This window comes from Micromonospora sp. DT228 (genome assembly GCF_049841595.1).
Lineage (GTDB): Bacteria > Actinomycetota > Actinomycetes > Mycobacteriales > Micromonosporaceae > Micromonospora.
In genome coordinates this window covers 19,192-30,977 of sequence record NZ_JBNCKO010000006.1, presented here as the reverse complement: position 1 = coordinate 30,977, position 11,786 = coordinate 19,192, and the positions used below count along the sequence as shown (strand labels likewise).

The window sequence follows — 11,786 nt, the reverse complement described above, 5'->3', positions numbered from 1 at the left end:
TATGAGGTAAGGCCGTCACACTTATTTTTGTCGGGAATCTTCCAGCAATTCCACAGCCTCGCTGGCGGCCGGGACATGGACGCGGGAATCGCTCATCGAGCGCCACGCCGCCGCCGCGGACAATGCCGCGACCAGCCCACAGAGCAACCAGAAACGGTCACCGGCAGCGGCCCAGACGGCGACGCCGAGCGGTGGCCCGATCGCGGCGCCGAGTCCGAACATCGACTGGGACGCGCCCAGGTACCGGCTGCGCAGCGCGACCGGCCCGGCCCCGGCCGGGTAGGCGGTGAGCGTCGGCGACCCGATCACCTCGCCGATCGACCAGACCAGCGTGGCCACGACCAGGCCGGCGAACTGCAGCGGCAGCGCGTAGGCGCTGAGCCCGGCGCCGACCAGCAGGATCCCGGCCGCCGCCGCCACCCGGCCGGACCAGTGCCGCACCCAACGGGTGACCACCAGCTCCAGCGCGATCACCACGGCCGCGTTCACCGCCACGCAGACGCTGTAGACAGTGGTCGGCAGCCCGGCGTCGCGCACGGTCAGCGGCAGCGTCGCGAGGTACTGGTTGTAGACGGCCGCGAAGCCGAGGATCGCCAGCAGGAACAGCAGGTAGCGGCGGTCGGCAAGCACGGCACGGTAACTCGCTCGCGGCCCGGCCCCGGCTGGTGGCCCGGCCTCGGCTCGCGGCCCGACCCCGGCCGGACGGTCGTGGGGCAGCGACAGCCCGATCGCGACCACGCTCAGCGCCGCCAGGGCCTCGACCCAGAACAGCACCGGGTACGAGATCGCCACCAGCGCCGCGCCCAGCAGCGGCGCGGCCGTGGTACCGAGGTTCGTGGCGAGCCGGTACATGGCGAAGACCAGCACCTGCCGCTCGACGGGGGTGTATCGGCTCACCACCTCGGCGGCGGCGGGCCGGTACAGCTGGCTGGCCGCGCCGACACCTGCCACCATCCCCAGCAACGCCGGATAGCCGGGGACGTAGAGCACCGCGACAGTGCACAGCGCGGTCGCCGACATGCTGGCGGCGACCGCGAGCCGGCAGCCGATCTGAGCCGCCAGCCAGCCCCCGCCGAGAGTGCCGAGCACCGCACCCGCACCCAGCGCGCCCAGGGCCGTACCGGCCTGGACCGTGCTGAAGCCCCGTTGCGTCAGGTAGAGCACCAGGAAGATCTGCAGGAAGCCGCCGAAGCGGTTCACCAGAATCCCGGCGATCACGGCCTTGACCGGCCGCGGCGCCTGACGCCACGTCGCCAGGACCCCGTCGGCGGCGGGCGCGGTGCCCGGCGTGCTCATCCGCGCACAGCCATCGCGGGCTCGGCGACGACCAGGCGAACCGCGTCCTCGGCGGCGTCCAGGATCCGCTCGCACTCCTCGGCGCTGCCGCCCGCGGCGACCAGGACCGCGTACCGGCCGGTGTGCGAGGCGGGCGGCAACTCCAGGACGTGCCCGGGGCCGGCCAGGGCGCGGGCCAGCACGATCCCGGGCGGCAGCCGGTCCGGGGCGATCTCCACCTCGCCGACCACGGTCTCCGCCTGTGGGTAGAGGAACCGCACGGCCGCCGCCGGATACCCGGCCGGGCCGGGCTCCGGGCGCTCCCCGAGGGCGAGGGACGCCGCCGCCAGCGCGGCGTCCGCTCCGGTCACCAGACGACCGAGGTACGAGATCAGGTCACCGCCGCTGCGGGCGTTGACCTCGACGAGCCGGGGACCGTACGCGGTGAGCCGCCACTCCGAGTGCGTCCAGCCCCGGGTGACCCCGAGCGCGGCGTGCACCAGCCCGAGCACCCGCAGCAGCTCCGGGTCGCGCACCAGCGGGTCGTCGCGCGAGACGACGTGCCCGACCTCCTCGAAGTTCGGCAGCGGGCTGAGCTGCTTGCGGGCCACGTAGAGCGGGGTGACCACACCGTCCCAGACCAGGGAGTCGACGCTGATCTCCGGGCCGTCCAGATATTCCTCGACGAGCACCGCCGAGTCGAACCGTTCCCGCACCTCCGGCATGGTGATCCCCCGGGTGGCCGGGAAGATCTCGGCGAGTTCCCGCTCGTCGCGGGCCAGCCGGGTGCCGGTGCTGCCGACCAGCGCGCGGGGCTTGACGACCACCGGATAGCCGGTGGACCGGGCCGCCGCGAGCGCCTGCGGCAGCGTGTCGACAAGTGTCGACACCGGCTGCGGGCCACCGGCCGCGGCGACCGCACGCCGGGTGGCGTGCTTGTCCCGGCAGGCGAGCACCGCCGCCGGGGTCAGTCCGGGCAGGCCGAGCCGCTGCGCGACGTGGGCGGCGGCCAGGATCCGGGTCTCGTCCCAGCAGACGATCGCGTCCGGGGCGAGCCGGCGGGCCTGCTCGGTCATCCGGTCCGCGTCGAGTGTGTCGATCACGGTGTGCCCGGCCGCGTAGGCGCTCTCCCAGGTGGGCTCGGTGTCGACGAAGAGCCAGACCCGGTGGTGGGCGCCGACCGACTCCAGCATGTGCGAACGGGTCTCCCGGTCCATCGGGCAGACCACGATCAGCAGGGGTGAGGTGGACATGGCGGTTCCTTTCAGCCGTGGACGACCGCGCTGCCGGCCGGGAACAGCTCCCGTACGGCGGTGATCGCCGCGTCGAGCCGTTCCCGGTCCAGTCCCGGCACGCCGAAGGCGTAGAAGATCGGCTGGGTGGTGCCGTCGTCGATCCGGGTCCGGTGGTCGGGTCCCTGGAAGACGGAGGCGATGATCCCGGCCCCGTCGCGGATCACCGGCTCACCGGCCCGGCACACCACGTCACCGCGCATCCCCGCGAAGGTCTCCCCGTCCTGGGCGAGGTCGAGCAGCAGGTCGCCCCGCATCCCCGCGGCGTCCTGGACGCCGAGCAGCACGCCGGTGCTCATCTCGGCGTAGAGCAGCGCGCGGACGAGCGGCGGCACCGGGGGCAGGCCCTTGCGCCGGGCGCCGGCGAGCTGGCCGGGCAGGGGACAGCGGTGCCCCTCGACCCGGAAGAACGAGTCGGCCGCCGCGACCGCCCGCTCGATCCGGTCCGCGTCCCGCTCGATCGGCGCGGCCACGTCCAGGGCAGCCGCCCTGGCCGGGAAATCGGCGTCGATCACCACGTCCGTGATCATGGCGAATTGCAGATCCGGGAATCGGTCACGCAACGTGGCGCTTCGCTCCGCCTTCATATTCCATTCCGTTCCATTGACTGGGACAACTGACATGCATTCCGCGGCGACTTGCAGCGGAGGAATAAAATTCAGCGCGAACCTATCTTGCAATCGCCGGAGGGTGCCTGGTGGTCCGAATCGCGCTTCGGTCCTCTTTCCATCGCCGAGGCTCGCGGTGGCCGTTGCGCAGCCAGATAGGGATATCCGGACGTGCCGCCGGAGGCGGCCGCGCCCGCCGGCAGATACCCGGGATCCTGCCGCCCCGCGAGCTTCCTGGTGTGGAAGGCGCGCCACGCGCGTATCCGCTGATCCAAGGTGACGATCTCATCGCGCAGGCCCCGCTCGGCCGGGCTGTCGCCGAGATCGGCCACCACCGGCACCAACGGTACGAAGTCCGGCCGGTCCAGGGCCAGCACGTGCCGCACCTCCGGGGTGGACTCCAGCGCGTCGACCTTCTCCGGGAGCACGCCGTAGAGGTGCGCGTCGAGCATCTGCCAGCTCTCGCACTGCACGGCGCTGGCGTTGCCGGTCTGCTCCCGGAACCCGTGGAAGTGGGCGGGCGGCATGGTCCGTACGGAATGGAAGATCTTGATCAGGGGCCGGGCGAACTGCCCGGCGGCGCGCACGTGCCGGGTCGCGCCGGCCAGGTCACCCGCGCCGATCGCCGTGAGCGCCTGCCGCACGCACAGCAGCGCGCCCCAGAACAGGCACTCACCGAGCTGGATCTGGGCGATGAAGGCGACCTCGTCGTGGCAGGTGGTCTGCGGGAACAGCAGCAGCCGCGCGATCGCGGCGGTGCCGGACCGGTCCCGCGCCACCTCCCCGAGGGTGCGCCCGCCGGCCGGCATGGTCAGCCACTGCGAGCCCACCGGGCGGCCGCCGAGCCGGCCCGGGACCATCTCCCGGATGTCGGCCAGCACGAGATACCTGTCCCGCGCCACCTGCGGGGAGAAGTCCCGCTTCGCCAGGCTTGTGACACCGGCCAGGGCAGCCAACTCGAACTCCAGTTGTCCCTCCAGGATCCGGCGGAAGACCAGCCAGACGTGCGCGCGCTCGGCCGGTGTGGCGGTGTTGCCCTCGACCCGCAGCAGGTGGCGCAGCAACCCGATCGACGCGTACTGCTCGTAGCGGGGTTTGTCGTGCGTGAGCAGGTAGTCCTGCGCGTCCAGGAACTGTCCCGCGGTCTCCACCGCCCGCCGCGCGAACGGGCCGAGCGCGCCGCTGTCCTTGCGGACCGCCGCGGTCGCCTCGGTAAGTGTCCGGACCTGCTCGGTCAGGGCCGCGTCGCCACGCATCGCGTCGCGTCCCTCCCGGTGCGCCCGGTCGGTGTAATCGGACAGGTTGAAGGTGTCGAGCAAGGTCCACAGCCGGTTCGTCCCGGTCATCCGCCTACCCCCGATGGCCTGTGTGCGGACGGCACTGCGATCGAGCACTCGGCGACGTTGCCAGCACGAAGATCAGCAAGGAGATGTCCGACCAGGACTCTGCCGGTGTCCGGGGCGACGGAGCGAGTAGTCCGTACGAATCCGTACGCCGGCGCCGACCACGGGGAAAGGCACGCCGATGAACGACGACACCATCCGCCCGCCGACGCCCGGCCCGGGCCAGCCGCGGTCCGTCGACGAGTTCGTCGGCGCCCTGAAGAGCCTCTGGAACTGGGCGAACATGCCGTCGTACCGGGTTCTCGCGAAGCGCATCTCGGCCGATCCGGAGGCCGTCGTGGTCTCGCACAGCACGGTCGCCGACATCTTCAAGACCGGCCGCCGTCGCCTCGACATCGACCTGGTCGTCCGGCTGGTCCGGGCGCTGGGGCTGGACTCCGCCCAGGTCGCCGCGTGGCGCGACGCGTGCATCACCGCGCACGCCGCCACCCAGCGTTCCGAGTCGGTCGAGGCGCTGCGTCAGCTACCCCACGAGCTGGCCGGGTTCGTCGGCCGCGAGCCGCAGATGGCCGGCCTGCGCGCCTGGATCGACGAGGCCGGGCACTCCCCGCACCCGCTGGTGGTCGTGCTCGAGGGCATGGCCGGCATCGGCAAGACCCAGTTCGCCATCCGGGTCGCTCACGAACTGATCCGCGACGGCCGGTACGCGGACGTGCAACTGTTCACCAACCTGCGCGGCTTCGACAGGCAGCGCGCCCCGATCGACCCGGGCGAGGTGCTCGACTCGTTCCTGCGGCGCCTCGGGGTGCCCGGCTCCCGCATCCCGGCCGACCTCGACGGGCGGGCCGCGATGTACCGTGACCGGCTCGCCGGGCGCGAGGCGATCGTCGTGCTGGACAACGTGGCGAACGAGGAGCAGGTGCGTGATCTGCTGCCGACCAGCCCGTACAGCCTGACGATCATGACGAGCCGGCGCAGCCTGGCCGGGCTCCCGCACGTACGCCAGATCGCGCTGCCCGCGTTCAGCCCGGACGAGGCGCTGCGGATGCTGCGCACCACGGCCAGCGCCGACAAGGTCGCCGACATGCAGGCCACCACCGAGGTCGCGGAGCTCTGCGGCCATCTGCCGATCGCGGTCGCGCTGGCCTCGCAACGCCTGCGGGCACGCAGCTCGTGGACCGTGCAAAACCTGGTGGAGTACCTGCGGACGCACGGGCTGGACGGGCTGTCCGCCGGCGGCAGCACGGTCCGCGCCGTCTTCGAGCTGTCCTATCGCGAGTTGGACGACGAGCAGAAGCGGCACTACCGGCTGCTGGCCCTGCACCCCGGCGACGCGCTGACCCCGGGCTCGGTGGCCGCGCTGACCGGGCTGACCCCACCGGCCGCGCAGGCGTTCCTGGAGTCGATGCTCGACCAGAACCTGCTGCAGCAGCGCGGGCCGAACGCGTACGACTTCCACGACCTGCTCCGGGCGTACGCGCGGGACCTGGCCGTGCGGGAGGACGAGTCAGCCCGGGACGCGGCGCTGGCCCGGGTCTTCGACCACTACGTGGCCACCGCGGCGGCGGCGATCCGGGAGCTGTACCCGTACCGGTGGCTGCCGGACCGGGGCACCGGGCCGGCCGACTACTTCCCGCACCCGGACGCGCTGACCTGGCTCGGTGAGGAGAGCACGAACCTGCTGGCGGTGGCGAGCGCGGCCGGGCCGGAGCGGGTCGTCGACATGGCCGCGATCCTCGGACACCATCTGCAGGCCGGCGGGCACTTCGGGGCGAACGAGCAGCTGCAGGTCGCCGCCGCCGAGGCCGCCCGGAAGCTGGGTGACCTCGCCGGGCGCAGCACGGCCCTGCTCAACCTGGGGGCCAACTATGCCTGGACGAGCTTCCACACCGAGGCGCTGAGCTGCCTCGATGAGGCGCTGCGCGGATTCCGGGAGCTCGGTGACCGGCAAGGCGAGGCGGACGTGCTCAGCACGCTCGGGCTCTGCCACGACATGTCGAGCCAGTTGCTGGACGGCGTGCAGCACTACCTTGCGGCACTTGCCGTCTTCGCCGAGCTGGACGACCAGGCGGGTGAGGGCCGGGTGATGTGCAATCTGGGCTTCGCCTACGAGCGTCTCGGCCGCTACGAGGAGTCGCTGTTCTGGTCGCGGCAGGCGGTGGACCGGCTGCGGGCGATCAACGCACGGGTGGCCGAGGGCCGGGTGCTGACGAACGTGGGGCGCAGCCTGGCCTGGACCGGGCGGTTCGAGGAGGCGATCGAGATGTTGGAGCAGGCCCTGGAGATCGGCCGGTCGACAGGCGACCGTACCGGGGAGGGCGCGGCGCTCAAGGGGCTCGCGTTCGTCCACGAGCGTGCGGGGCGACCGTCACGCGCGATCCCGCTGCTGCAACAGGCTCTGGAGACGTTCGACAGCACGGGCAACCGAGCCGACGAGTGCCGGTCGCTGAGCCGCACCGGCGCCTGCCTGCTCGACCTGGGCGAGGTCGTCGAGGCGATCGCGGTGCTGACGCGGGCACTGGACGCGAGCCGGGTGATCGCCGACCGGGTGCTGCAGGCCGAGGTGCTCAACAGCCTGGGCGTGGCGCTGCTCCGTACCGGCCATCCGGACCAGGCCCTGGAGTGCCATCGGGAGGCCGCCGAGCACACCGCGCGCACCGGCGACCGGCACGAGGCGGCGCGGGCCCAGCGGTACCTGGGCGACGCCTACGCCGAGCTGGGCGACCCGGTGGCCGCCCGCGAACACCGGGAGCGGGCCGTGCACGAGTTCCGTGCCCTGAACCTGCCGGAGGCGGACCTGGTCCAGGGCGCCGTCGACCGGGCCGCGATCGGAGACGCCTCCCCGGGGCGCGCCCGCCCGCGGCCGCTGACGGCCGCCGCCCACCCGCGGCGGGACCTCCGTCACTGATCAGTTCGGGGGACGCCCGAGGCCGGGGAGGCACCGGACGCCGCCACGCGCAGCTCGGCGAAGGCCAGGCCGAGGGTGACCGGGGTGAAGTGCGCGTTCAGGCCGCTCGGGTTGGGCAGCACCCACAGTCGGGCGCCGGCCAGCGGCTCCGGTTGCGGCCCGAAGGTGGCCTTCGGTCGTTGGAAACCGATCCGGTACGCGGTCACCCCGACCACCGCCACCCAGCGCGGTCGGTACCGGGCGACCTTGTCGGTCAGGACCGCCGCGCCGTCGAGGAGTTCCTCGCCGCTCAGCTCGTCCGCGCGGGCGCTGGCCCGGGCGGCCATGTTGGTGATGCCGAGCCCGTGCGCGGGCAGCTCGTCCTGTTGGCTCGGGTGCAGCAGGCGGGGGGTGAACCCGCCTCGGTGCAGGGCGGGCCAGAACCGGTTGCCGGGCCGGGCGAAGTGCCAGCCCGTGGCGGCCGACCAGAGGCCCGGGTTGATGCCGACGAAGAGCACCGTCAGTCCCGGTGCGAGGACGTCGGGAATGGTCCGATCGGCGGCCGCCGCCAGGTCCGCGCGGCTCGGCCGGACCGAACCGGGCGTCACCGGCCGGGCAACGCGGGCCCGTTCGGCTGTCACAGCCCGCGCAGCGCGCCGCCGTCGACCGGCAGGGTGATCCCGGTGAGGTAGCTCGCGGCTGGGGAGAGCACGAACGCGGCCACCCGGCCGAACTCGGCGGGGTCGCCGAGGCGGCGCAGCGGGATGCTGGCCTCCGCGTTGGCTTGGGCTTGCTCCGGGTCGCCGGTCGCGGCGAAGAGTTCCCGGTTGCGGTCGGTCAGGATCCGGCCGGGCAGCAGGCCGACCACCCGGACACCACGGGGGCCGTAGTCGTCGGCGATGTCCTTGGCGGCGCCGACCAGGCCGGGTCGCAGTCCGTTGGAGATGCCGAGGCCGGGCACCGGGCCTCTGGCCGAGGTGGAGAGCACCAGCCCGATCGCACCGCCCTCGGGCAGTGCGCCGGCGATCGTACGGACGGCGCGGATCGTGCCCAGGAAGACGGTCTCGAAGGAGATTCGCCACTGCTCGTCGGTGATCGCCGCGGCGTTGCCCGCCGGTGGGCCGCCGACCGAGATCAGCGCGCCGTCGAGCCGGCCGAAGTGCTCCTGGGCGGCGGCGACGAGCTGCCCCGGGGTCTCCGGGTCGGTCAGGTCCGCGGTCACCCCGACGGCGTGCTCCGGGCCACCCAGCCGCTGCGCGGCGGCGGTCACGGCATCCGGATCCCGGGCCGAGAGCACCACCCGCGCACCGTCGGCGACCAGGCTCTGCGCGGTCGCGTAACCCAGACCGCGGGAGGCGCCGGTGAGCACGTACACGCGGTCGGTCAGTCCGAGGTCCATGACTCCGATCTTGCCGCATCCGGTACGGCGTCGCCAGCGAGGACGGATACCCGTGGGGCGGGGCGCAGCAGGCGTACCCGGCCGGCGATCTGCACCGCGACGGCGCCGCCGGCGCGGCCCACCGCCGGCGCCCGACGCGGACGCGGCGCCCGGAGCCCGTCGTAGCGCAGGCGCGCCTCCCGGACGGCCAACTCCTCGGCGGACACCGGGGGAAGCGCCTGCCTGTCGTGCAGCTCGCGGGCCAGGTCCCAACCGTCGCGCAGTGATCCGGCGGTGGGTCGCCGGGCGGCCCAGTCGGCGAATGTGGTCGACCACCCGGCGCCGAGGCCGGCGGCGAGCAGTGGCCAGTGCCGGGCCACCTCGCCGGCCCGCTTGCGCAGCAGGGCCGCGCGGGTGGCGGCCAGCGGGCCCGGTGCGAACCCCGCCGGTGGAGGCCCCCCGGCGACAAGCGCCGCGACCAGTTCGGCCTGCCGCTCGGCGAGCCCCGCGCGGAGCGTGGGCGCGGCGTCGGGTGGGCCCGTCATGTCACGGCCGGGAAGTCCGCCGCGGCGGCCAGGGCGTCCAGTTCGGCGCGCAGCTCGGCGGCCGGCGGGTAGTGCCCGTCGCGCTCCAGCAGCAGCGCCGGCGGTCGACGTCGGGCGCAGAGCGCCTCGACCAGCTCCAGTACCACCGCCGGCACCGGGTCGGTGTGGGTGTCGTGGTAGAACCCGCCGTGCTCCGCGCCGCCGGCCACGTGGGCGTACGCGACCCGCTCCAGCGGCAGCCGGTCCAGCAACGCCAGCGGGTCGGCGCCCCGGTTGCGGGCGTTGGCGTGCACGTTCGCCACGTCCAGCAGCAACAGCGCCCCGGTGCGGTCGAGGATCTCGGTGAGGAAGTCCGCCTCGTCCAACTCGTCGTCGGGCCAGTCGACAAGCGCGGCGATCGGTTCCAGCGCGATCGGCACCGGCAGCTCGGCCTGTGCCCGTGCCACGTTGGCGCAGACCGCGGCGACCGCCTCCCGGCTGCGCGGCAGCGGCAGCAGGTGCCCGGCCTCCAGACCGCCCGCTCGGACGAACGCGATGTGCTCGCTGACCAGCGGCGCGTCCAGACGGTGCGCCACCGCGGCCAGGTGGGTGACCCGGGCCGGGTCGACCGGCTCCGCGCCGCCGAGGGAGAGCCGCACCCCGTGCGGTACGACCGTCACCGCGCGCTCGCGCAGCTCCGCCAGGCCGGGTGGGAGCGGCCCGGTGGCGGACACCGCCTCGGCCACCACCTCGACGAAGCGCAGCCCCGGCAGCTCGGCCACGAAGCCGGCGATCTCCGACCGCCAGCCGATGCCCACCCCGGACGGCCCGGTCATCCGCCGCACCCGCCGCCACCGCCGCAGCCGCCACCTCCACCGCCGCCGCAGGAGCTGCCGCCATCGGAGCTGTCACCTCCGCCGCTCGATCCGTCGGAGCCGCCCGTCCAACCGCCGCTGCTGGAGACGGCCTGGCGCTGGATCTCGGCCTGCTCGGCGAAGCCGGGGTCGAGCGCCCAGAGCGAGGCGGTGCCGTACAGGGCCACGCCCATCGCCGCGCCGGCCGCACCGTAGGTGGCGTAGGCAGGCGCGGAGGCCGGCGCGAGGTGAACGTGATCGCGGCGGGCGGCGCGCAGCGCGGCGCGACCGGCCCTGGTCTGCAGGGGTGCCCGGCGCAGCACCAGCACGATGATGAGGAGCGGGGCCAGGGCCAGCAGCAGGTAACCGACCGGGTGACCGTTGACCAGGCCGGAGATCAACCGGAACACACCGAGGCCCAGCACGGTGCTCAGGATCGCGATCCAGAAGCGGTAACGAGCCCGCTGCGTGTCGCTCGTCAGCAGCCCGCGCTGCTCCAGGCCGTTGCGGAGCTGGTCCAGCGCGGAGCGTACGTGTCGGTGCTGCGGCAGGTCCCGGACCCGCGAGTGGTGGTGGGCGGCCCAGTGGATGCCCTGGTCCAGCGGGGTGAGCCCGGTCGGCGCGGCGCCGACGGTGGTCAGCCGACGGTCCGGTCGCACGGCTATCGCACCGCCGCCGCGCAGCCCGCCCAGTGCGGCGTGCACGGCGAGTTGGGGGCCACCGTTGAGGAACGCGATCTGCTGCGGCCCGAGCGGATCGAGGGTGGTCGGACCCGAGGCGGTCAGCAGACGGATCCGGTAGTAGGCCACGACCGCCACCACCACGGCGGCCGCCACGAGGTAGTACCGGAGGAAGGTCGGGCCGGGGAGGCCCCAGGTGTCGCCCGACGCGGCGTTGACGATCATCGACTGCTCCTGTCACCGGAGGGTTCGGCGGCCCCATTGTGGAGCAGCGTCGCCAGGGCCGGCAGACCGGTGCCCACGCCGTCAGGGACGGCGGACGGCCTCCTCGACGAGGTCGAGCACTGGCCCCAGGTCACCGGCCGGTCGGCCCATCGCCAGGTGCAGCACCAGGCCGTCGTAGGCCAGCTCCAGGAACTGGGCCAGCACGTCGATCGGGACGTCCTCGCGCAGCACCCCGGCGTCGCGCTGGCGCGCCAACCGGTCGCGGGTCGCCTCGGCGATCGCGGCGGACCGCTCGGCCCAGCGCTTGGCGAACGCCGGGTCGGTGCGCAGCCGGCGGGAGACCTCCAGTTGGCTGCCCAGCCAGCCGGTGGTGTCCGGCGACATGGCCCGGGCGAGCAGGTCGCGCATCACCTGCACCAGACCGTTGCGGGCCACCGTCTCCACCATGGCGGCGGCATCGTCCTCGGCGACGGCCAGGAAGAGCGAGTCCTTGTCGCGGAAGTGGTGGAAGATGGCGCCACGGGACAGGCCGGTGGCCTCCTCGAGGCGGCGTACGGTCGCTCCCTCGTAGCCGAGCCGGGCGAAACACGCCCGCGCGGCGGCGAGGATCTCCTGCCGGCGCGCGTCGAGCTGGTCCTGGCTTACTCTGGGCACGCGTCGATCGTCGCAGGTCACCCCGGGGCATGCAAACCGTACGTACGGCTTGGGACGTCGCCGTCT

11 protein-coding genes are annotated in these 11,786 nt (G+C 73.7%); 1 reads left to right on the top strand and 10 read right to left on the bottom strand.

Translation table 11 applies throughout. The features are described 5' to 3' along the window. Positions 1-21: 21 nt before the first annotated feature. From ACLQ29_RS14300 to ACLQ29_RS14285, 4 genes are all read right to left on the bottom strand, one after another. The gene (locus tag ACLQ29_RS14300) at positions 22-1,296 is read right to left on the bottom strand and encodes an MFS transporter (protein ID WP_425772071.1); all 1,275 of its coding nucleotides are present in this window, start codon (positions 1,294-1,296) and stop codon (positions 22-24) included. Next, positions 1,293-2,528: an ATP-grasp domain-containing protein gene (locus tag ACLQ29_RS14295; RefSeq protein ID WP_425772070.1), complete on the bottom strand. Its 1,236-nt coding sequence runs from the start codon at positions 2,526-2,528 to the stop codon at positions 1,293-1,295. The genes ACLQ29_RS14300 and ACLQ29_RS14295 overlap by 4 nt, the downstream gene beginning before the upstream one ends. 11 nt (positions 2,529-2,539) lie before the next feature. Then, positions 2,540-3,154: a hypothetical protein gene (locus tag ACLQ29_RS14290; RefSeq protein ID WP_425772069.1), complete on the bottom strand. Its 615-nt coding sequence runs from the start codon at positions 3,152-3,154 to the stop codon at positions 2,540-2,542. 71 nt (positions 3,155-3,225) lie between these two features. Next, entirely contained in the window at positions 3,226-4,521 is a 1,296-nt protein-coding gene (locus ACLQ29_RS14285) for a hypothetical protein (protein WP_425772068.1), read from the bottom strand. Positions 4,522-4,699: 178 nt separating this feature from the next. Here ACLQ29_RS14285 and ACLQ29_RS14280 point away from each other — a divergent pair, with 178 nt between their 5' ends. Beyond that, positions 4,700-7,426 (top strand): tetratricopeptide repeat protein, encoded by a 2,727-nt coding sequence (locus tag ACLQ29_RS14280; protein ID WP_425772067.1) that lies wholly within the window; start codon positions 4,700-4,702, stop codon positions 7,424-7,426. Here ACLQ29_RS14280 and mug read toward each other — a convergent pair. The 6 genes from mug to ACLQ29_RS14250 all read right to left on the bottom strand — a co-directional run bounded on the left by mug (position 7,420) and on the right by ACLQ29_RS14250 (position 11,720). Further along, complete coding sequence (mug, locus tag ACLQ29_RS14275) at positions 7,420-8,046, bottom strand: G/U mismatch-specific DNA glycosylase (protein ID WP_425772066.1); 627 nt, start codon at positions 8,044-8,046, stop codon at positions 7,420-7,422. The two genes, ACLQ29_RS14280 and mug, sit on opposite strands and share 7 nt — an antisense overlap. Further along, positions 8,043-8,804, bottom strand: coding sequence for an SDR family oxidoreductase (locus ACLQ29_RS14270; RefSeq protein ID WP_425772065.1), 762 nt, complete (start codon positions 8,802-8,804; stop codon positions 8,043-8,045). Before ACLQ29_RS14270 ends, mug begins: the two co-directional genes overlap by 4 nt. Continuing rightward, positions 8,789-9,328, bottom strand: coding sequence for a hypothetical protein (locus ACLQ29_RS14265; RefSeq protein WP_425772064.1), 540 nt, complete (start codon positions 9,326-9,328; stop codon positions 8,789-8,791). The genes ACLQ29_RS14270 and ACLQ29_RS14265 overlap by 16 nt, the downstream gene beginning before the upstream one ends. Continuing rightward, the gene (locus ACLQ29_RS14260; RefSeq protein ID WP_425772063.1) at positions 9,325-10,143 is read right to left on the bottom strand and encodes a DUF692 domain-containing protein; all 819 of its coding nucleotides are present in this window, start codon (positions 10,141-10,143) and stop codon (positions 9,325-9,327) included. The genes ACLQ29_RS14265 and ACLQ29_RS14260 overlap by 4 nt, the downstream gene beginning before the upstream one ends. Then, positions 10,140-11,066 carry a TIGR04222 domain-containing membrane protein gene (locus ACLQ29_RS14255; RefSeq protein ID WP_425772062.1) on the bottom strand — a complete coding sequence of 309 codons (927 nt, stop codon included), beginning with the start codon at positions 11,064-11,066 and terminating at the stop codon, positions 10,140-10,142. The genes ACLQ29_RS14260 and ACLQ29_RS14255 overlap by 4 nt, the downstream gene beginning before the upstream one ends. A gap of 81 nt (positions 11,067-11,147) precedes the next feature. Next, positions 11,148-11,720 carry a TetR/AcrR family transcriptional regulator gene (locus ACLQ29_RS14250; protein WP_365069814.1) on the bottom strand — a complete coding sequence of 191 codons (573 nt, stop codon included), beginning with the start codon at positions 11,718-11,720 and terminating at the stop codon, positions 11,148-11,150. Positions 11,721-11,786 lie beyond the last annotated feature (66 nt).